Source organism: Peptoniphilus sp. GNH (genome assembly GCA_021307325.1).
Taxonomy (GTDB): domain Bacteria; phylum Bacillota; class Clostridia; order Tissierellales; family Peptoniphilaceae; genus KA00134.
The window spans coordinates 1,837,472-1,859,441 of the sequence record CP089931.1; the positions used below are offsets into that span (position 1 = coordinate 1,837,472).

Below are 21,970 nucleotides of genomic sequence, written 5' to 3' on the forward strand. Positions count from 1 at the left end.
ATATGAGAAAAGATACAGTTCCTGGGACTGACTACATAATTTATCAAGCGGAGAATGGTTTTTCCTACTCTTTGGATTCTTTAGCACTTACTTCTTTTGCAAGAGCAAGTGGTATTTGCGCTGATCTTGGAGCGGGAACAGGCATAATAAGTTTGCGCATTGCTGGTTCAAATTTGGTCAAGAAGGTCGTTGCAGTAGAGATTCAAAAGTCATATTCGCAGATGCTAGAAGAATCTATAAGGGAGAATAGACTTGATCACAAGATAGAAGTTTTGAATGAAAATGTTGCCAACTTAAAAGACTATTTTGCCACCAATTCTTTTGACACAGTTTTAATAAATCCGCCCTACTACGACAATTATTTAAAAAATTTGACTTATGCTAAAGCTACAGCAAGGCATGGCATCTTGGACTTAAAAGAGTTTATAAAAATGGCAAAGTACATTTTAAAGGACAAGGGCAGATTATATTTGGTGGGTCCATCTACAAGAGCGCCTGAAATTTTTCAAATTTTTGAGAATGAAAATATCCATGTAAAAAAATTTTGCTTTGTAAAAAAAGATGAAAAATCAAAATCTCGAGTTGTTTTGATAGAGGCCATAAAGGGTTCTAAGAGAGGAGCAGATCACTTGAGAGATATATTGATTTATGAAGATGAGAACTATTCAAAGGACTATGAATCCATAATGAAAAATGAGGTAATATTATGATTTACTTTTGTCCTACCCCCATAGGAAATCTTGGCGATATAACTATAAGGGTGGAGGAGGTTTTGAGAACGTGCGATGAAATATATGCAGAAGACACTAGGACATCTGCAAAACTTATGAACCACTTGAAAATCAAAAAGCCCATGTTTTCCTATCACAAGTTTAACGAGAAAAAGGCTGCCGAAGAAATTTTAAAAAAGGTGGACAAAAATATAGCGGTTATTTCAGATGCTGGTATGCCTGGCATTTCTGATCCAGGCAATAGCTTGATAAGGCTTCTAATTGAAAATGAAATAGAGTATACAGTTTTGCCGGGGCCTTGTGCATTTGTTGTTGCTCTTGTGGCTTCCGGCTTTGATAATGACTTTTTTAGCTTTAGGGGATTTTTGGATCCGAAATCCCAAAGGAGAAGGAAAGAGTTGGAAAATTTGAAAAATCTTGAATCGACCTTAATATTTTACGAAGCTCCTCATAGAATTTTAGAATTTTTGAAAGATATGAGGGAAATCTTTGGCAAGAGGAGGATTTTCATAGGAAGAGAGCTTTCCAAGACTTTTGAGGACTACATTCACACAGACCTGGACCAGGTATTAGAGGAAGGTTTTTTGACTTTAAAGGGCGAATTTGTAATTGTAGTTGAAAAAAATTTGGAAGAAAAAGTCTACGATTTGGATGAGCTACTTAAAGAAAAACTAAGTGAGGGTATGAGCAAGTCAGAGGCTGTCAAGATTTTGGCTAAGGAATATGGAATTTCTAAAAATGATTTATACAAAAAATCTTTGGAGTTGAAATGATTATTAGCGATATAAGACAAGAGCTTTTACAATTAAATAAATCTATAAATGATAAGTACAGGGAAATTTTTAATTTAAGCGATCAGGAATTTAAAGATAGGCTAAGTGATGTGGGCAGTTTTAAAAAGCTTAGCAAACTGCCAGAAGAAAAATTGAAAAAATTTGGAAAAATCTGTGCGATTGACGGCTCTGTAAATAAGAAAGGGGGAGCTTATCCCCACTATCTGCAAATATTTAGGGCTGTTGGGCTTTTGGGCAGGGATGAGAATGTGGAATTGGCAAGAATTTATAGTCCTATTAGGGATGGAGGCTCTGAAAGAGAAGATCAATCCACAAAGATTCTTGCTCAACTTGAGGTTGAAGTTGGGATAAAAGCCATTGAAGAAAAAAGCCCCAGTCTTATAATAATGGACGGAGGACTTATAAGATATAAGATTGATGCTGGAAAGGTATGGGAAGATTTTAGAGCTAAGGCCCTTGCAAGGGGAGTCATCCTTTGCGGTGTCATAAAAGATATAAAAACTAAGATAATTTCTTCGGCATTTAAGATGGATAATCTCAGCTATGATAGAGAGCTTCTCTACGGCAAGTTAAACTATAAAGATCTCATGCTCATAAAAGAAACTCATTCTAAAAAATTTTACGAAGGTCTTTCGTCAGCCTTTTTAAGACCGGCAAGAGATGTAAATGTCATAGGAATAGATATATTAAACGAGCAAAAAGACCATTTGGAGGAGATTTCAAATTTGATTTATTCACTCGTTCCATCATCTTCAAGGGGAGTGCCTCTCATTTTGGATATGGTGGATAGGCAATGCAAGGTGAGCGATAAGTTTATAGATAGAATTTGCCAAGACAATTTGGATAGAGATATATATGAGAAATTTTTTATTTCGGAGAGGGACAAGAGATGATGAAGGTTTTAGGACTTACAAGTCAACAAGAAGTTTATATTGGCTCAAGTGATAGAAATTTTAGGATAAGTGAATTTTTAGTTGTAGAAGATAGGGTTCATGGAGATATCCTTGGTGAAGTTGTGGAAGCTAAGACCTATAACCGCTATTTGCCGCTAGATTTTTCGGGAGACTTTATAGATGATGATGTTTTAAAAAGTCTTTCTGGTCTTGGTTTTGATGTGGATGAGGATACTATTTTTGTGGCAAGACTTAGATTTTTCAAAGAGGCCATGTATCCCATATTGACAGGAAGTAATGTAAGACTGCCAGATTTTGAAGAGGTAAAGAAAATTCTTTTAAAGACTGATCCGGCCAAGGGATTGGTTTTGGGAGTTGTAAAAAACACAGATGACTTGTATAAGCAAGCAGAAGATAAGTACAAAAATCTAGTCAAGATTTTTGATGACGAAAATATAAAAAAACAAAACGACCTGCCTTATGTCTTTGATTATAAGGGGCTACATGAGTATCCTCATATAGGAGTCTTTGGAGGATCTGGTTCGGGTAAGTCTTTTGGACTTAGGGTTTTGCTTGAAGAAATCATGAAAAAAAAGCTGCCGACAGTGGTTTTGGATCCTCATTTTGAAATGGATTTTGAAGATACTACAGAAGATGAAATATCTTTTGATGGACTCTTTAAAAAATTGCAAATAGGAAACAATGTGGGCATAGATTTTAAGACGATAAATTCATATGATTTCAAGGTGCTAGTAGGGGCTATTGCTCCCATTACAGAATCCATGGAAAATGTTGTCGATTTGGTATTTCAAAATTTCATGACAGAGCAGAGCCTATCTACACTTTTGGGAGATTTGATTGAAGGCTTGGCACTCGGTGGAGAAGAAGCCATAAAGAAAAAGCTAAACGAAGAAGGCTTGGGAGCAGAAGAGCAACAAAATTGGCTAAGAAGGCTCAAGGTTTTTAACAAATACGGCAAGAGCTTAAACATTAATTCAGTAAAGGGAGTGATGTGGAGATTTAATGCTCTAAGGAGAGAGGGAGTATTTAATAATGGAATCGAACTCTTGCAAGAAGAGCTAAAGTCTGGCAGAGTTTGTGTCATTCAAGGCTCTCTTAGAACTATTCAAGTCTTCTCAACCTACCTTTTGACAACTCTCTACAAAAAGAGAAGGGCCTACAAGGATGCTCAATTTAGAGGTGAGGCTGAGGACTTTTTCCCGCCATTTTTTATAGTAACTGATGAGGCCCATAATTTTGCCCCCAAAGGATACGAATCTCCGTCTGGTAGAATAATAAAAGAAATTGCGCAAGAAGGAAGAAAATATGGTGTATTCTTGGTCTTGGCAACTCAAAGGCCAACTCTTTTAAATGAAACAGTCACAGCCCAATTAAATTCAAAATTCATCTTTAGGACTGTAAGAGCTTCTGACATAGACACAATAAGAGAGGAAACAGATTTGTCTTCTGATGAAGCAAAGAGATTGCCGTATTTGAGTTCGGGAGATGTTTTTATATCATCTTCTCAGCTTGGAAGGACTAGTTTTGTTAGAATAAGAGCAGCATCGACCAAATCTCCCCACAAGGACAATCCTTTTGACGAATTGGAAGAAAGGCTTAGCCAATCAAATGAAGAATTTTACAAAATATTTAAGCAATATTTGCCTTTTAATGAATTAAGAGATGGTTTGATGGTTGCCCAAAGACTTTCAAGAGGGGAAGAAACTTACAGTCAGGAAGAGATTTTGGTAAAGGTCAAGTCGCTTTATGAAGCTGGGTATATAGACAAGGAAGAAAATCCGATTTTTGGAACAAGTTATAAGGAATTAGATTAATGAATTTTAAAAAAATCCTCCTGGTTTTTTCGACTAAAGCAGGAAGTTATGATAAGAAATTAGAAAAAAAGATTGTTGAAAGATTTAAGCAAGAAGGATTAATAGACAAGTTAGAGCTTATAAGAACAAATAGAAAGGGTCACATAGTAGATGTGGTAGGCCAATTCGCAAAAAAATATGACAAAGAAGGGCTTGTCTATATAGCAGGAGGGGATGGGTCTATTTCAGAAGCGGCCAATGCTATAAGGGGGAGTCAAACCTGCCTAGGTATTATTGCCATGGGAACAGGTAATGATTTTGCAAAAAGTATAGCCTATAATTGGGATGATATGCTAGAACATATTTGTAATCCCTCAATAAGAAAAATAGACCTTATGGATATAAATGATTCCACATCACTTAATGTCTGCTCCTTTGGTTTGGACACGCTTGTTTTGAAAAACACCTTGGATATCTTAGAAAAGCATAAATTTTTAGGAAAGAGGGCCTACTTATTTGGCATCCTAAAGACTCTTTTAAAGATTCCTGGATACAAGCTCAGATACCGCTTCATAGACGATAAAGACCAGGAAGTCATAGGAGAGGGCGAATATATGCTTATGGCTATATGTAATGGCTCCTATTATGGTTCGGGATTTAATCAATCGCCTAAGTCCAATCTAGAAGATGGCATCTTTGAGCTTGTACTTGTAAAAAAATTTTCGCTTCCTAAAATAGCAAGGCTTCTGCCCAAGTACAAAAAAGGAAAGCATCTCGGCGAAGAAGGAGTTTATATCTTTAGAGCTAAAAAGGCGGAATTCAAATTTGAAAGGCCTATTTTGGGAAACATAGACGGAAATCTTTTAGAAGCTGACGAATTTATACTTAAGGGTCACAGTCAAATAAACTTGGCTTTTTATGAATAATAGGATTGGAAATAAAATAAAAAATATATATTTTGTGAGAGTAAAATATGTTCTAGCCCTTGATAGCAAATATTTTATAACTCGCTTACAATTATTTTCTGCCTGCAATTAGTTGAGTGAAAGAAAAAATTTCTAGCTTTGATTTTATTAAAGACTAAAACTAAGAATTATTATATAAATTAAAAAAGAAGACGGACTTTGAAGTGCCGCCTTCTTTTTTATTATAGATTTTGATTAAATTTTACTTAGCTTCTTTTGCAGCAGTTTCTCCTGCAATTCTACCAAATACATGGATGTCAACTAGAGCGTTTCCGCCAAGTCTGTTCTTTCCATGGATACCACCAGTAACTTCTCCAGCAGCTAAAAGACCTGGGATAGTCTTACCGTCTTTATCAAGAACGTGGCAAGTTAGGTCGATTTCAAGTCCGCCCATTGTATGGTGAACAGTAGGCACTCTTGGAGATGCAAAGAAAGGAGCCTTGTCCATTGGTTTTCCAAAAAGTGTTCTGCCAAAATCAGCATCTTTTCCAGACTTAACATAAGAATTGAATTTGTCATTAGTTTCTTTTAAAACAGCAGGATCAATACTCAATTGTTTAGCTAAATCTTCGATAGTATCTGCTCTGAAAATTATTTTCTTTTCAACTAGTTCATCAATTTTGTTGCCCCAAATATTTTCGCCTTTGTCGTTTACTTCAAGTTCGTTGTTGCCACATGAAATAACATAGGAGAAAGCATCAGTTTGTGCAAGAAGGGCAGCTGTCATTTCATCACGACGACCGTCTTCAGCCATAAATCTCTTGCCTTCTTTGTTGATTTGATAGTAATTTTCTACACCTGATCCTCCTATCCATCCATTAAGAGATCCATTTTCTGGATTGCCTAGAGGAAGACATTGGATAAATTCCATACCGATTGTATTGGCACCAGCAGCTTCTCCCATCTTGATACCATCACCCGTAACAGAAGGAGCATTTGTAGTTGGAAGAGAGTCTATCAAGGCTTTATTATAGATTTGTCTCATTTCCTTATTGCCTGCAAAACCACCTGTTGCAAGTACAACTGCTTTTGCTTTTACAGTCATAGGAGCGCCTTCAGAGCTTCCCTTTATGCCAGTTACTTTTCCATTTTCTATTATAAGTTCTTCTGCAGGAGAATTTAAAAGAATTTCAACACCTGCTTTTTCAGCGGCATTTTTGCCTGCCAAGATGTAATCTTGTCCTGCTGAATTTATAGGAAGATGGGCTCTAGGCCACAGTCCTCCAGGAACGGTTGTGATTTCATTTTTCCATTGAACGCCGTTTTTTTCCATCCAAACTGATGTTGGAAGAGCTTCGTCTGCAAGTTTTTCGATAAATTCAAGTTTGCCGGCATAATCTCCACCGTCATAAGTTTGAAGTTTATGTAGAGTTACTGAATCAAATAGATGATCCTTTGGTCCCTTATTATATTCATCAAGTTCAGCCTTTAAAGTTTCCATGAGTTTTTTATGTTCTTCAGACTTAGCTTCTTTTGTTGTAAGGGCCATAATTTTTTCCATAGCTGCATCATCAGCTGGTGGAAGAGATTTTTGTCTTTCTGGATCGGCTGCATTGTAAGGTCCGCCTGCTCTTACAGTATTGCCACCAAGTGCTGGAGCCTTTTCAACAAGTAGAACCTTGGCACCATTTTGTGCTGCTGAAATAGCTGCTGATAGACCTGCACCGCCGCCACCTACTACTACAACATCAACTTCCTTTTCAACTGGTTCAGCCTTTGAAACTTTTTTAGCCTTTAACATGGACTTATCGCCACCAGCATCTTTTAGAGCCTTTTCAATAGCTGTGAATATAGCTGTCGAAGTAGCGGTTGCACCTGAAATAGATTCTACATCCAAACTTTGACCTTCTACGATTTTTGCAGGTATTTGTTCAAGAGCAACTGAACCTATACCATCAGTTTCACTATTTTCTAAAACTTCAATTTTTTCGATTGCGAAATCAGACATAGTAACCTTGAGTTTGATATCCCCGCCATAACTAGCCTCTGTAACTTCATACTCTCCAGCTTTAAAAGATCCCCTGCTTGAATCATTTTTTCCGCATCCTGTCATTAAAAGAACAAGGGAGAGGAAGATAAGGAGAAATAAATTTTTCTTTTTCATGATACCTCCTAAAAATAATATAAAATATTTGATTACACATTTATTTTAACAAAATTATATAAGCATAACAAGGGAAAACGCTATCACAAACTATGTTCTTTTTACTTTGAAATGCCAGTGTATTAATTTTTTCAAGAAAAATATTTGAGATTTGTAGATTTTAGTTTAAAAAAGAAAAATAAATCAAAAAATCATGAGAAATTAAATAAATATTTGCATAAATGTCAAAATAAACTTGAATTAATAGCACTTAGATGTAATAATTACTATAAGTGAGGGATTGTTATGGAAAATTCTAATAAAGAAAAAAGAAAAAGTAGAAAATTTAATATTTTTGTTCTATTGTTTGCCATAGTTGTAATTTATTCTATTTTTTCTGGATTTAGGATGGTTTCCTTAAGAAATGAAAAGCTTAGACAGATTTCTGAGAATGAAAGAGTTATAAGCAATCTCAATTCTTCTATCGATGAGCTAAGAGATGAGATTGACAAATCTAAGACAGATGAGTTCATTGAGAAGGTGGCTAGGGAAGACCTTGGCATGGTAAGACCTCGTGAGATTATTTATGTTATTAAGGATCAAGAAGTCCCTGAAAAGAAAAATTAGGAGGATGCTTTTTTAATGGATTTAGCTGTGGGAGAAATTACCCAAGGTGTTGTAACTGGACTGGCGAAGTTTGGAGCTTTTGTTAAGATATCAGACGAGTTAAGTGGGCTTGTACATATTTCTGAACTTTCCAATTCTTATGTGAATCGAGTTGAGGATGTGCTTTCTGTCGGAGACAATGTTACTGTAAAAGTTTTGTCTAATGAAGATGGCAAACTCAATCTTTCAATAAAACAGGCTTTACCTGAAGAAGAGGTTGAGGTTTTCGAAAATGAACCTGAATTTGATGATGCTTTTGAGGCTAAATTGAAGAAATTTCTAAAGGTGAGCCAAGAAAAGTTGGAATCAAAAAGGTCAAGAGAAAATTTCAAATCTAATGGTTATAGAAAGAGATAAGTGATAGGTAGGCTATCACTTTTTTAAATTATGGATAAATTTTTAAAAAATGTTACAGACTACAAATTAATAGAAAATGGGGACAAGGTATTTGCTTGTGTTTCTGGAGGGGCAGATTCGATTTTTATGCTAAATAAGCTCTATGATTTAAAAAAGAGCCTATCGTATGACTTGTTTGTGCTTCATTTCAATCACAAGCTAAGAGATGAGGCAGATTCGGATGAAGCTTTTGTTAGGGACAGATGCAAAGAGTTGGGACTTGAATTTTATTCTAGCTCAGCTCTAGTAGGTGCTTATGCAAAAGAAAATAAAATCAGTGAGGAAGAAGCTGGCAGGCACTTGCGCTATAAATTTTTTTATGAGATGGCAGCAGCAGATGCGAAGATAGCCCTTGCCCACAATAGGGACGATCAAGCTGAAACTGTCCTTCAAAGAATAATAAGAGGTAGTGGCTTGGATGGCCTTGTGGGGATGGAGTTTAAGAAGGGAAGGATAATCCGCCCAATCTTAAATTTTTCTAGAAAGGAAATAGAGGACTATTTATCCGAAAATGGTCTTAGCTATGTCATAGATAAGACTAATCTCCTACCTATATACGGGAGAAATAAGGTAAGACTAAAGGTTTTACCTATGCTAGAGGACTTGAATCCACAAGTAAAGGATGCTCTAGTTAGACTTTCTGAAAATGCAAGAGAAGATGTAAGGTTTTTGGATGCCTATTGCTTGAAACGATATGAGATTTTGCTGGATGCAGAAGGTCTAGATACGAGTGAATTTTTGAAAGAAGACCTAAGCATACAAAGAAGAATCATAAAGCTTTATCTGAGTGATATTTTTAAAATCAAAGAGGGTTTTTACAAGATTCATTACAATTTAATTTTAAAATTCATAAAAGAAGATGGACTTGGCAGTTTGGATTTACCGGCTGGCTTGAAACTTGTGAAATCCTACAAACATTTTTACTTTTCAAAAAAGAAAAGTGAAAAAAATTTTGATTTCGAAGAAATCTTTTTAAAAAATGGGCTCAACAAGACGGATCTTGGTAATTTTATTATTGAGGAAAAAAATGGCACGCCATCGAAAGAGTCCATATTTATAGATAAAGACAAGATTTCCGGGGATTTGAGACTTAGAACCAGAAAAATAGGGGACAAGTTTTCGCCCTTGGGTCTTTGTGGTAGCAAAAAACTAAAAGATTTTTTTATAGACAAAAAAATTCCGAGAGAAGCAAGGAACAAGTGGCCACTTATATGCGATGAAAAGAAGATAGTTTGGGTTGTCGGCCTTAGTATTTCTGATAGGGTTAAGCTAGATAAAAAAAGCAAAAATATATTAAACATAAGGAGAGATTATGAAAGAAAGCATTGAAAGGATTCTATTTACAGAAGAAGAACTTGCTCAAAAGATTAGAGAAATGGGCAAAAGAATCACGGAAGATTATAAGGGCAAAAAACTCCTCTGCCTTGGCATCTTAAAGGGCAGTGTAGTCTTTATGTCAGAGCTTATTAAGCGCATAGACCTGCCTCTTGAGATTGACTTTATGGATGTGTCTTCTTATGTTGGGACTCAAAGTTCAGGAGAAGTTAGAATTTTAAAAGATTTAGACTATTCAGTGGCTGGCAAGGACATCCTAATAATCGAAGACATAATAGATACAGGTATCACTCTAAATTATCTTGTAAAACTCTTCAAGCATAGGAATGTGAACTCGGTACTAATTGCAACTCTTTTATCCAAGCCCAGAAGAAGAAAGATTGATGTAGATGTAAAATATGTGGGCTTTGATATTGAAGATCTTTTCGTAGTAGGCTATGGACTAGACTACAACGAACAATTCAGAAACTTGCCCTATATAGGAGTTTTAAAAGAAGAAGTTTACAAATAAATTATAGAAAATTTTAAGAGGTAAAAGAAAATTTGCATCTTATAAAATGAAAAATAGAGTTTTAAAAATAGCGGCTACGAGGACAGCTGCTATTTTTTTACCTTATTTCTTAGAAAATAAGAAGTTTAGATTTATAATTAAATTTGAAAAAACTAATTATCTAGACTAATAAAATTCAAATAAATAGGCTAGTATAAATAAACGGTTAATTTATGGTATAATAAGCTCTATGATAAAAGAAAAGGAGGAGTGCATTTGAAAAGAGGATTGAGAGGAGCAGGTTTTTACCTTCTACTTTTAGGGGTACTGATCTTAGCTTTGAGATTTTTTTCTCCACCAGCAAGGTCCATACCCAATAAGAGCTTTTCAGAGTTTGTAATAGAGTTGGAAAATGGCAAGGTTGAGTCTTTGGAAACATCATCAAATAGAGTTTACAAGGTTCAACTTAAAAAGACTGGCACCAAGCCTGGTGAAGTTTACACAACGGTAATTCCAACAGAGGCAAAGGATTCATTTTACAAAGACTATCTAAAAGATAAAGTAGAGCAAGATGGGCTCAAGTTGATATCTGAAAAAGATACAGAGAGATCATTTTTTATTGAATTAATTCCAAATATTTTGATTTTAATAGTCTTCATATTTTTCTGGTACACAATGATTTCACAGGCTCAAGGTGGCGGCAAGATGAATTCTTTTGGCAAGTCCAAAGCCAAACTTTTAAAACCAGACAACATGAGGCCGGTTTCATTTAAGGATGTTGCAGGTCTAAAAGAGGAGAAAGAGGAACTTTTTGAAATCGTAGATTTCTTAAAAAATCCTAAAAAATTTATAAATATGGGAGCAAGAATCCCCAAAGGAGTACTCTTGGTAGGCCCACCAGGCACTGGAAAAACATATATCTCTAGAGCGGTAGCAGGAGAAGCTGGAGTGCCATTTTTCATAATGAGTGGTTCTGACTTTGTTGAAATGTTTGTCGGAGTTGGAGCCTCAAGAGTAAGAGATCTTTTTGAAACAGCCAAAAAAAATGCTCCCTGCATCATTTTTATTGACGAGATTGATGCTGTCGGCAGAAGAAGGGGAGCAGGTCTAGGCGGCGGACACGATGAAAGAGAACAAACTCTAAATCAACTTTTAGTTGAAATGGATGGTTTCTCTACAAATGAAGGGGTCATAGTTATGGCTGCAACAAATAGGGCAGATATACTAGACCCAGCCATTTTAAGACCGGGAAGATTCGATAGGACGGTTTATGTTGGCCGCCCAGATGTGAGAGGAAGAGAAGAAATTCTTCAAGTCCATAGCAAGAGCAAGCCTCTTTCTAAAGATGTAGATTTAAAAGTGATAGCTAAACAAACACCTGGATTTACACCGGCAGATCTTGAAAATCTCATGAATGAATCTGCTCTTTTGGCAGCTAGAATAAATAAGCAGGAAATTTCTATGGAGGAAATAGAAGAAGCATCTCTTAAAGTTTCAGCTGGTCCTGCAAAGAAATCCAGAGTAGTAAGTGAAAAGGAAAGAAAACTCACAGCAGTCCACGAAGCTGGTCATGCAGTAGTATCTTATGGGTTGACAAACCATGATCCAGTTCACATGATAACAATAATTCCAAGAGGAATGGCAGGCGGATTTACTGCATATATACCAGAAGACGATACAAGCTTTATGACTAAAGGTGAGATGGAATCAAGGCTAATTTCTCTTTTAGGAGGAAGAGTCGCCGAAGAGCTTGTCTTAGATGACATATCAACTGGAGCATCTAATGACATTGAGAGAGTTTCTGATATAGCAAGAGCCATGGTAACTCAATATGGCATGAGTAAAAAGCTAGGGACTATCACTTATGGAAGTGATGAAGACCAAGTATTTGTCGGAAGAGATTTGGGCAAGACCAGAAATTATTCAGAAAAGACAGCATCAGAAATAGATGATGAAGTCCAAAGATTGGTATCAGAGGCTTATGAAAAGGCCAGCACAATTTTAAAAGAAAATATGGAAAAGCTTATTAGAGTTTCAGATGCACTCTTAGAAAAAGAAACTATAAATAGAGAAGAATTCGAAGCCCTATATCAAGGTAAAAAATTGGAAAAATCAGATTATGACACAGGACAGCACCTGACTAAAGATGATGTAACAGAAGATGTATCCAAGACCTTGGAAGATATGGACAAGAATTCCTAATGAGTAAATATAAAAGAAGATGTCTTGGCATCTTCTTTTTTGTTGAAAACAAAAGGGATTGTGACTATTTGAGATTTTATTAATATCTTTTACAAATATTGGGATTTGTAATATCATAAAGGAGAAAAAAATATTATTTAGGAGGTATATCATGAAAAAGGTAAGACTACCTTACTCAAAAGAGTTTATCGAACTTGAAGTTGACGATGATGTTGCTATACTTGAAAGTAAAGCTCATGATTTTAAGCCTGACAAAAGCCAAGAAGAACTAGTAAGAGAGGCTCTTGAAAATCCAATTGATTCGAAAAGATTATGTGAACTTGCAAAAGGCAAGAAGAGAATCACCATAATTACATCAGATCATACAAGGCCTGTTCCAAGCAGGGTGACTCTACCCATATACTTAGAGGAAATTAGAAAAGGTGCTCCAGATGCCGAAATCACAATACTTATAGCTACGGGTTTTCATAGACCTACAACCAAAGAAGAAATGATTCAAAAATTTGGGGAAGAAATAGTAAAAAATGAAAAAATTGTAAATCACATCTCATCAAATGACGAAGATATGATAGAACTCGAAAAGTTGCCATCAGGCGGAAGACTTTTGCTAAACAAACACGCAATTGACACAGACCTTCTAGTATCAGAAGGCTTTATAGAACCACACTTTTTTGCAGGTTTTTCAGGCGGAAGAAAGTCTATCCTACCAGGGGTTGCCAGCCAAAAGACAGTTTTTGCAAATCACTGCTCTAAATTTATCGCATCTGAACATGCTAGAACGGGCAAATTAAAAGAAAATCCAATCCATAAAGACATGGAATTTGCGGCAAAAGCAGCTAAGCTTGCCTTCATTCTAAATGTAGTAATAGATGCTGATAAGAAAGTCATAGGAGCTTTTGCCGGGGATTGTGTAACAGCCCACGCCAAGGGATGTGACTTTGTAAGAGAGCTTTCAACAATAAATGGAGTGAATGCAGATATTGCAGTCACAACAAATGGAGGCTATCCTCTTGACCAAAATGTATATCAATCAGTAAAATCCATGACAGCAGCAGAAGCGGCAGTAGCTGATGATGGAGTTATAATCGAAGTTTCCAGATGCAATGACGGCCATGGAGGAGAATCATTTTATAGAACCTTCAAAGAAGCAGCTTCTCCAAAAGAAATAGAAGACCGTATTCTTCAAATACCCATGGAAGAAACAATAGCAGACCAATGGGAAATTCAAATTTTGGCAAGAATTTTGGTTCGTCATAAGGTGATTTTCGTTACAGATAAGGAAAACAAAAAGTTGATAGAAGAAATGCATATGGAGTATGCCAGCACAGTAGAAGAAGCTCTTGAAAGAGCTAAAGAAATCAAGGGCAAGGATGCCAAGGTGGCATTTGTCCCTGATGGCGTTTCTGTAATTGTGAATAAGATGAAATAAGAATAAAAATATTGGTGGTAATTTTATCGCCAATATTTTTTTTGAAATTTAAAAAAATAAAATTTTTTATAAGAAAAATGTTCTATTTATACAAGTGTAGATATAAAATTTATTCTCATAAAAGAAAGCGTGAAAAATATTTGAAAAAGCCTTGTAATTAGAGCTTTAAATATATCTATGAATAATAAAAAATAGGCTCTATAAAACTAAGTTGGTATAGCCAATAGTTTTATAGAGCTTTTTTTATTCTTTAGACGAACCACCGACTTCATAGTCGCTTGATTTTTTTCTCGATTTTTTGCTTCTAGATGAGTTTTTAGATTTTGAATCTGAATCTTTGTCGTCTTTTCTTGATCTTCTTTTGTTTGAAGAACTATTGTTTTCGTCATCAGCTCTTTTTCTTCTTTTGCTTGAAGAGCTATTGTTTTCATTATCATCAGTTCTTTTTCTTCTGCTGTTATCCGAATCAGAATCAGTTTTGTCGTCATCATCTTCGTCTTCTTCAGGAGCAAAATAGGATGGCTTTTGTTGATTTCTTGGGGTAAGTCCTTCAGGAATCAACTCTGTGTAGCCAAGAGCCGAGATGTATTTTCGATTGATGCCATCAGGCTTTTCAAAAAAGTCCTTGTCTTCAAGTCCTTCATGAATGGGTGACATTATTTGTGAGAATACGCCAGCGGCAACATCTGAAGAAAATTTTAGAGAATCGTGATTGTCATTTCCTATAAATACGGAGCAGGTGTAGTAAGGTGTATAGCCAACAAACCAGGCCTCTTGCTTGGAGTTGGTTGTACCAGTTTTACCGGCGACAGTCATTTTTTTGATTTGTGCCTTTCGACCAGTTGACTTAGTTACAACTTCCTTTAGGATATCATTCATGATATAGGCGATTTGATCGGATGTAACCCTTGTTTCCTTATGTTCAGCCTTGTAAATTTCCTTGCCATCTGACGATTCGATTTTTGTTACGAATATAGGTTTGACGAGCTTGCCTTCATTAGGAAAGGCAGAGTAGGCTGATGCCATTTTAAGAGGTGAAATGCCATAGGTCATTCCTCCGAGAGTTAGGGCAGCGTAGTTATAGTCATTGGTCCTCATATCATCTTCTGGTTTTACCACAGAGTCGACTCCGAGTTCTTCAAGTGTGGTTACCATTTTTTTAAAGTTTTCATCATCGTTTACTACTTTTGAATATTTTGAATATTTATTTTGCTTTGAATCCAAATTAGCAGAGATATCTCTGGCTACCAAATAAGATCCAACATTAGAAGATCTGACCAAAAGTTGTCTTATTGATTGCCAGCCTCTATATGAGCCTACATTTTTTGGAGTAAATCCAAGATAGGGTAGATTGACACCTTGTAGAGATTCATCAGCATAAATATCTCCTGCAGTCGCCTTGTTATTAAAAGCTGTCAAATAAACAGATATAGGCTTTATAGAAGATCCAGGTTGCCTTGGGATAATTGCTCTATTTGCAATTCTTCCTCCACCAACTCTTCTACCACCTATTACACCACGAACTTTGCCCGTAGCTTGTTCTATTATTACTGAACCGAGCTGGGGTTGAAGCTCGCCATTTTCATTTATTTTTTCGCCTCTCAAGCTAATCTTATTTACAGTATCTTCCATGGATTTTTGGATATTTATATCCATGGCTGTGTAGATATTAAGACCGCCATTGTATAATTTTTGATGGGCTTCTTCCTTAGAATAGCCGAGATCAGCTAGAATTTTAAGACTTTCGTCTTTTACGATATCTGTGTAGTATGAGGAAATACCAGAGGCCTTTCTTCTTCCTATATTTAGTATTATAGGTGCAGCCTTGGCAGTATCATGTTCATCCTTGCTAATTTTCCCTTGAGCCAACATTTTGTCCAAGATACGCTCTTGTCTTTTTTTGCTAGTTGGATTAAATATTGCCTTCATTGGATAGACATGACCATTTTTGATTTGAAACTCTTCGAATCCGTCTATCTTTCCTATTTCTCTAAGCCTTGCTGCTATTTGTAAAAGTCTGTCATCCACATTTACATTTTGCATCGGCAAGAGAACCAGTTGAATATTTGCAAGATCATCTGATGGATCTATCTCTGCAGTGTTGTAAGGAGTGTACTTTTCAGGTAAATTAGTTACTCCTGCGATAAGAGCTGATTCTGCAAGACTCAGATCCCAAACATTTTTATTGAAGAATGTTTTGGCTGCTGCTTGGACACCTACGGTTCCTTTGGAAAAAGCTGCCGAGTTCAAATAAGCCTCTAGAATCTGGTCCTTGGAAAGGGCATTTTCTATTTGAAAAGAATAATATACATCTGTCAATTTTCTTGTCATATCAACTTGCTTTGAAGTATAGAGGTTTTTGGATAGCTGCATGGTTATTGTAGAAGCGCCCTCTTTAAATCTCTTTGCTTTTAAGTTTTCGACCATCGCTCCCAAGACTCTTCTAAAATCGACAGCAGAGTGGTCATAAAACCTTTCATCTTCAATCGCCACAACAGCATCTTTTAAATACTTTGGAATCTTATCGCTTGTAACATATTCTGAAAATTCACTTTGCACAAGACTCTCTAAAAGTTCGCCTTTTTCGGTGAAAATTTTGGATGTCTGAATTATACGGTCCCTGAAATTTTGTGGATCAATACTAGGAGCATCTTTCAAGACAGAAAGAATATAGGTTCCAAGAAGTCCGCCAAGGGCAGTAAAAATAATGATTCCCAGTAAAAATATTATTGTAATGAAATTGGAAAATTTGAAATGATTCTTTTTCCTCTTTTTAGACTTTTTCATCACTTCCTCCTTCTTGGCTTATTATAACAGATTTTAAAAGTATATATATTACAAATTATTTAATTTTCTAGTGCTTATATAAGCGACTATGGCTTTTATACAATCTCCAGGAAGGCAGGGCAAGAATACTAAGTATAAAATATTGTAAGCGTTTATAGGACTTGCAAGATAGAAATTTTTTATAAGGTATAGATAGGGAAGTCCCATGCCATAAATCACAAAATTACCAACAAGGATTGATAAAATTGTTCGGCTTTTACTTTTAGATTTTTTACAAATAGAAGAAATGACGAAGCTTGCAACGGGAAATGACAATAAAAATCCAAAACTGGGAGCAAATATGTAGTTAATTCCTCCGTGAAAGTTTGCAAAGATTGGAAGGCCTGCAAGCCCCAAGATGAGATAGGCAACTTGAGATAAAAAAGCTTCAGAAGGACTTAAAAATAGTCCGCTCAAGATTACAAAGAAGCTTTGAAGACTTATTGGAACAGGTTTAAAAGGAAGGCTTATAAAGGCTCCTATGGCTGTCAAACTCGTAAATAGCGCACATAAAACTAGTCGTTTTGTTTTCATAATAAAACTCCATTCTTAAAAAATTTATTTAGGATATATTTTAAAAAATGATTTGAAATTTTACAAGGAAAATGTTGAAAAATAAGAGGCTTACTTATACAATCAAAAAGAAAAGGAGGCAGTATGTTACTTGCAATAGATGTCGGCAATACGAATATTGTTTATGGAGTTTTTGATGGCAAAAATCTTATCCTGAGTTTGAGAATGAAAACAGACAAGCAAAAGTCGGGAGATGAGTACGGGATAAGTTTTTTAAACAGTTTAAAGTTTAATAATATAGATAGCAAAAATATAAAGGGCATTATAATATCTTCTGTTGTACCCAGCCTTATGCATAGTTTAGAAGCCATGACAAAAAGATATTTTGGTCTTGAAAGCATAATAGTTGACAATAATTTGAAGATGAATATAGATATAGCCTATGAAAATCCTAGCGAACTAGGGGCAGATAGAATAGCAAATGCAGTTGCCTGCGTAGAAAAATATGAGGGACCCCTGATTGTTATAGATATAGGAACAGCGATGACATTTTGCTATATAGATAAAAGTAAGACTTATAGGGGAGGGCTTATTTTTCCGGGGATAGGAATTTCTTCAGAGGCCCTTTTTGCAAGGGCATCCAAATTGCCGAGCTTTGAAATAGTAGAAGCCAAGAGAGTTGTAGAAAAAAACACCATAGCCTCAATGCAAGCAGGCTTTTATTTTGGATATGTGAGTCTTATAGATGGAATTATTGACAAGATAGTAGAAGAAAAAGCTTTAGACAGGGTGACTCTTGTCGGCACAGGAGGATTTGCTCCCTTCCTTTTAAAAAATGCCAAGCACAAGTTTATAATAGATCAAGATTTGACTCTGGAAGGGTTGAGGATTTTATATGATCTCAACATGTGAGCCTATAAAAATAGGAAATATAAACCTTAAATCACCCTTTCTGCTCGCTCCCTTGGCAGGATATACAGATAAGGCCTTTAGAGAGATGACAGAGGGATGGCCAGGGCTTATGTACACAGAGATGGTATCTGCTAAGGCACTTTTTTATAAGGACAAAAAATCTTTTGAAATGCTGGATAAGATAGAAGGATTTGATGAGGCAATCCAACTTTTTGGCAATGAAGCATCTGTATTTTATGATGTAATAAGCAATTACATAAATAAGACTGACTTCAAGCTAATAGATATAAATTTAGGCTGCCCTGCACCCAAGATAGTAAAAAATAAAATGGGCTCTTATTTAATAAAAGAGCCACAAGTAGTTGGCGAAATTGTAAGAGCGTGCAAACAGGCAACAGATAAACCTATAACAATTAAAATAAGAAAGTCCTTCGAAGAAATGCAGTCCTTATATGCAATAGAAGCTGCCCTTGAAAATGGAGTAGATGCAATTTGCGTTCATGGTAGAAAGAGAGAGGACTTTTACAAAAATAATAGCGATTATAAGTATATAAAAAAGGTTGCAGATATGTCCCCGGTATGCACAATAGCAAATGGAGACATAGATTCTTACGAAAAAGCTTTGGATGTTATGGAATATACTGGTTGTAAGGGAGTTTTAATAGGAAGATCTGCCATTGGCAATCCTCAGATATTCAAAGAATTTGCAAGAAAATTTCAAGGGCTTAGCTTCGATGAACTGGGAGAAAAGGACAAGATTTTGCAAGCTATTAGACATTTGAATTTGGCGTGTGAATATAAGGGAGAAAGACTTGGAGTATGTGAGATGAGAAAAAACTACCCAGGCTATCTAAAAGGGATAAATAACAATGCAAGCATACGCAACGAAATAAATACTAAAAAGACCAAAGCGGAAGTAGAAAAAATTTTGTATGATTTATTAAAAAATTTTGAATGATAGAAAAAAGTTAAAATGCACTAAGAAGTGAGCCGTTTAGGCAAAGACTTCTTGACATTTAGGAGCCTTTAAACTATAATTGGTGGGACTAAGAGGCTGACATGCCTTATTTTTTATGCTAGGAGCGATTTGATGGTAGATAAAGATATATTTTTCACTCGTGAAGGGTTGGAAAAAATAGAAAGTGAAATAGAACATTTAAAAACAGTTAGGCGGGCAGAAGTTGCCGAAAGAATAAGAGTTGCTTTGGGCTACGGAGACTTGAGTGAAAACGCCGAATACGATGAAGCCAAGAATGAGCAGGCACAAGTTGAAGAAAGAATAGCAAAACTTGAAAACATGGTCAGAAAGGCTCAAATAATTGATGAGGAAGCACTAACCAAGGACCAAGTAAACATTGGTTCTAGAGTTGAAGTAAAAGATATGAGCGATGGGGAAATCTTCGAATACACCATAGTAGGCAGCGTGGAATCGGATCCTCTAGCAGGAAAAATCTCAAATGAATCACCTGTGGGTTCAAAACTTATAGGAGCCAAAATAGGTGAAATAGTAGAGATAGAAGTTCCTGACGGCATTATCAAATATGAAATTGTAGGTATATCTATATAGGAGGATACAATGGCCCAAAACGATCAAAACTTGAATGAAATGTTGAAGTTTAAAAGAGAGAAACTAGAAAAGCTCAGACAAGAAGGCAAAGATCCATTTGTTTTTGAAAAATTTGAAAGAACTTTTTACAGTTCAGACATAAAGGCAGATTTTGAAAAATTAGAAGAAAAGGACGTTTCAATCGCAGGAAGAGTTATGTCAAAAAGAGGGCATGGCAAGATTGCATTTATTGATCTTCAAGATTACAAAGGCAGGATTCAAGTTTTTGCAAGAAAAGATCTCTTGGAAGACGAATATCAAACCGTAAAAGACACAGATATAGGAGACATAATAGGAGTAAGGGGCAAGGTATTTAAAACAGACGCAGGAGAAATTTCTGTAAGGGCGGAAGAATTTAAACTGCTTACAAAATCCCTACAAATTCTTCCAGAAAAATGGAATGGGCTAAAAGATACAGACTTAAGATACAGACAAAGATATGTCGATTTAATAGTAAATCCAGAAATAAAAGATGTCTTTTTAAAAAGAAGCAAGATAATAAAAGCAATTAGAAGATACCTAGACCAAGAAGGCTATTTAGAAGTTGAAACGCCAATCCTACAAACTGTTGCAGGTGGAGCAAACGCAAGGCCATTTTTAACTCATCACAACACACTCAACATAGAAATGCAGCTTAGAATAGCCAATGAACTCTTCTTAAAAAGACTAATAGTAGGTGGATTTGACAAGGTATATGAAATGGGCAAGATGTTTAGAAATGAAGGCATGGACAGAAGCCACAATCCTGAATTTACAAACATTGAGTTGTATTCAGCTTATGAAGATTACCACGACATGATGAGAATAACTGAAAATCTTTTTGAATACGTAGCCAAGGATGTGCTGGGAAGCGATCAAATAAACTATCAAGGCATCGACATATCACTAAAGGCACCTTGGAAGAGAATTACCATGCTTGATGCAGTAAAAGAGTATGCAGGTGTGGATTTATCTGAAATGACAGCTGAAGAAGCTAGAAAGGCTGCAAGAGACAAGGGACTTGCCGTAGAAGAAACTCATAGCTGGGGCAAGGTTCTTTCAGAAATGTTCGAAGAATTTTGTGAAGAAAAATTGGTCCAACCGACTTTTGTAATAGGCCATCCAGTTGAGATATCTCCTCTAGCCAAGAAGAACCCGAATGACAAGAGAGTAACTCAAAGATTCGAGGCCTTTATAAATGGAACAGAGTTGGCAAATGCCTTCTCAGAACTAAATGATCCGATTGATCAAAAAGAAAGATTTGAAGCTCAAGTACAAGCTAAAAAGGATGGAGATGATGAAGCTCATCCCATGGACTATGACTTCATAAATGCCATTGAAGTTGGACTTCCACCAACAGGAGGACTTGGCATAGGGGTTGATAGAATGATAATGCTTTTGACAGACCAAGCCAGCATAAGAGACATTTTATTTTTCCCAACAATGAAGCCAATAGGCTTAGAAAAGGCAGAAAATGGGGGTTTGTCAAAAGAAACTTACGAAACTTACGACAAACTTACGACAGAAGAAATTGACCTTTCAAAAGTGAAAGTTGAACCATTATTTGAAGATATGGTAGACTTTGAAACTTTCTCAAAATCTGATTTTAGAGTTGTAAAGGTTAAAAACTGCGAAGAAGTTCCTAAGTCAAAAAAACTTTTGAAATTTACATTAGATGATGGTTCTGAAAAAGAAAGAGTTATTTTATCTGGTATTAAGGAATATTACAGCGCAGAGAGCTTAATTGGAAAGACACTACTTGCAATTTGTAATCTTCCTCCTCGTAAGATGATGGGAATCGACTCAGAAGGTATGATTATATCTGCAATTTGTGAGTATGACGGTGAAGAAAAACTTAACTTAATAATGCTGGATGATAATATTCCAGCAGGATCAAAATTATATTAAAGGACACGCTAATTATGAAACTGGGGTTTGTTATGAATCCCAGTTTAATTTTTAGGAGTATGTATGAGATGGATAATTAGAATAATTTTATTACCGATAAGATTAGTGTTGAGTTTGCTCATAGCTTTTTTAACCTTCATATTAAGTTTGAGTACTGCGTTGTTAAGCGTAGTTTCTACTTTGATTTTTATAATTGGAATAGCTAGCATTTTTCAAGGAGACAAGCAAATTGTAATTGAAGCACTAATATTAGCATTTTTATTTAGTCCATTTGGATTACCTAAATTAGGTATATATGTTATTGGATTATTAGAATTATTAAACTATACAATAAAATCAATTTGAAGAAAAATAAATATAAGACAACCGTAGACGATAGAAAGCAATAATTCTGTCGTCTTTTTTTATTTCAAAGAAAGGAGGTAGGA

At 35.7% G+C, this 21,970-nt stretch carries 19 protein-coding genes and 1 pseudogene; 16 read left to right on the plus strand and 4 right to left on the minus strand.

Going from position 1 to position 21,970, the window contains the following annotated elements; translation table 11 throughout:
• Positions 1 to 2 precede the first annotated feature (2 nt).
• The 5 genes from LV469_08775 to LV469_08795 are packed head-to-tail and all read left to right on the plus strand — an operon-like array spanning position 3 to position 5,158.
• On the plus strand, positions 3 to 710 hold the full coding sequence (locus LV469_08775; GenBank protein UHR02715.1) for a methyltransferase: 708 nt from the start codon (positions 3 to 5) through the stop codon (positions 708 to 710).
• On the plus strand, positions 707 to 1,504 hold the full coding sequence (gene rsmI, locus LV469_08780; protein UHR02716.1) for a 16S rRNA (cytidine(1402)-2'-O)-methyltransferase: 798 nt from the start codon (positions 707 to 709) through the stop codon (positions 1,502 to 1,504). Before LV469_08775 ends, rsmI begins: the two co-directional genes overlap by 4 nt.
• Positions 1,501 to 2,418, plus strand: a complete 918-nt coding sequence (locus tag LV469_08785) for a DNA double-strand break repair nuclease NurA (GenBank protein ID UHR02717.1) — start codon at positions 1,501 to 1,503, stop codon at positions 2,416 to 2,418. Before rsmI ends, LV469_08785 begins: the two co-directional genes overlap by 4 nt.
• Entirely contained in the window at positions 2,415 to 4,253 is a 1,839-nt protein-coding gene (locus tag LV469_08790) for an ATP-binding protein (GenBank protein UHR02718.1), read from the plus strand. The genes LV469_08785 and LV469_08790 overlap by 4 nt, the downstream gene beginning before the upstream one ends.
• Positions 4,253 to 5,158: a hypothetical protein gene (locus LV469_08795; protein ID UHR02719.1), complete on the plus strand. Its 906-nt coding sequence runs from the start codon at positions 4,253 to 4,255 to the stop codon at positions 5,156 to 5,158. The genes LV469_08790 and LV469_08795 overlap by 1 nt, the downstream gene beginning before the upstream one ends.
• Before the next feature lie 241 nt (positions 5,159 to 5,399).
• On the opposite strand, the gene LV469_08800 is transcribed toward LV469_08795, so the two are convergent.
• Complete coding sequence (locus tag LV469_08800) at positions 5,400 to 6,938, minus strand: flavocytochrome c (GenBank protein ID UHR03605.1); 1,539 nt, start codon at positions 6,936 to 6,938, stop codon at positions 5,400 to 5,402.
• An 81-nt stretch (positions 6,939 to 7,019) separates the two neighbouring features.
• A pseudogene (locus LV469_08805) lies at positions 7,020 to 7,145 on the minus strand (hypothetical protein).
• 441 nt (positions 7,146 to 7,586) lie between these two features.
• Here LV469_08805 and LV469_08810 point away from each other — a divergent pair.
• The 6 genes from LV469_08810 to larA all read left to right on the plus strand — a co-directional run bounded on the left by LV469_08810 (position 7,587) and on the right by larA (position 13,798).
• Positions 7,587 to 7,907 carry a septum formation initiator family protein gene (locus tag LV469_08810; protein ID UHR02720.1) on the plus strand — a complete coding sequence of 107 codons (321 nt, stop codon included), beginning with the start codon at positions 7,587 to 7,589 and terminating at the stop codon, positions 7,905 to 7,907.
• 15 nt (positions 7,908 to 7,922) lie between these two features.
• Positions 7,923 to 8,303 (plus strand): S1 RNA-binding domain-containing protein, encoded by a 381-nt coding sequence (locus LV469_08815; GenBank protein UHR02721.1) that lies wholly within the window; start codon positions 7,923 to 7,925, stop codon positions 8,301 to 8,303.
• A gap of 30 nt (positions 8,304 to 8,333) precedes the next feature.
• The gene (gene tilS, locus LV469_08820) at positions 8,334 to 9,671 is read left to right on the plus strand and encodes a tRNA lysidine(34) synthetase TilS (protein ID UHR02722.1); all 1,338 of its coding nucleotides are present in this window, start codon (positions 8,334 to 8,336) and stop codon (positions 9,669 to 9,671) included.
• Positions 9,652 to 10,188, plus strand: a complete 537-nt coding sequence (gene hpt / locus LV469_08825; GenBank protein ID UHR03606.1) for a hypoxanthine phosphoribosyltransferase — start codon at positions 9,652 to 9,654, stop codon at positions 10,186 to 10,188. Before tilS ends, hpt begins: the two co-directional genes overlap by 20 nt.
• Before the next feature lie 306 nt (positions 10,189 to 10,494).
• Entirely contained in the window at positions 10,495 to 12,369 is a 1,875-nt protein-coding gene (ftsH, locus tag LV469_08830) for an ATP-dependent zinc metalloprotease FtsH (protein ID UHR03607.1), read from the plus strand.
• Positions 12,370 to 12,520: 151 nt separating this feature from the next.
• The gene (larA, locus tag LV469_08835) at positions 12,521 to 13,798 is read left to right on the plus strand and encodes a nickel-dependent lactate racemase (GenBank protein ID UHR02723.1); all 1,278 of its coding nucleotides are present in this window, start codon (positions 12,521 to 12,523) and stop codon (positions 13,796 to 13,798) included.
• 243 nt (positions 13,799 to 14,041) lie between these two features.
• Here the strand turns inward: larA and LV469_08840 are convergent, their stop codons facing one another.
• Positions 14,042 to 16,585, minus strand: coding sequence for a transglycosylase domain-containing protein (locus LV469_08840; GenBank protein ID UHR02724.1), 2,544 nt, complete (start codon positions 16,583 to 16,585; stop codon positions 14,042 to 14,044).
• 48 nt (positions 16,586 to 16,633) lie between these two features.
• A complete protein-coding gene (locus LV469_08845; protein UHR02725.1) occupies positions 16,634 to 17,158 on the minus strand; it encodes a biotin transporter BioY in 525 nt (174 codons plus the stop codon).
• Between the two features lie 123 nt (positions 17,159 to 17,281).
• Between LV469_08845 and LV469_08850 the strand changes: the two genes are divergently transcribed.
• From LV469_08850 to LV469_08870, 5 genes are all read left to right on the plus strand, one after another.
• Positions 17,282 to 18,049: a type III pantothenate kinase gene (locus LV469_08850; GenBank protein ID UHR02726.1), complete on the plus strand. Its 768-nt coding sequence runs from the start codon at positions 17,282 to 17,284 to the stop codon at positions 18,047 to 18,049.
• Entirely contained in the window at positions 18,033 to 19,007 is a 975-nt protein-coding gene (locus tag LV469_08855; protein ID UHR02727.1) for a tRNA-dihydrouridine synthase, read from the plus strand. Before LV469_08850 ends, LV469_08855 begins: the two co-directional genes overlap by 17 nt.
• A gap of 132 nt (positions 19,008 to 19,139) precedes the next feature.
• A complete protein-coding gene (greA, locus tag LV469_08860) occupies positions 19,140 to 19,616 on the plus strand; it encodes a transcription elongation factor GreA (GenBank protein ID UHR02728.1) in 477 nt (158 codons plus the stop codon).
• 9 nt (positions 19,617 to 19,625) lie between these two features.
• Positions 19,626 to 21,542 (plus strand): lysine--tRNA ligase, encoded by a 1,917-nt coding sequence (gene lysS, locus LV469_08865; GenBank protein ID UHR02729.1) that lies wholly within the window; start codon positions 19,626 to 19,628, stop codon positions 21,540 to 21,542.
• Between the two features lie 63 nt (positions 21,543 to 21,605).
• On the plus strand, positions 21,606 to 21,887 hold the full coding sequence (locus tag LV469_08870; protein ID UHR02730.1) for a CD1845 family protein: 282 nt from the start codon (positions 21,606 to 21,608) through the stop codon (positions 21,885 to 21,887).
• Positions 21,888 to 21,970 lie beyond the last annotated feature (83 nt).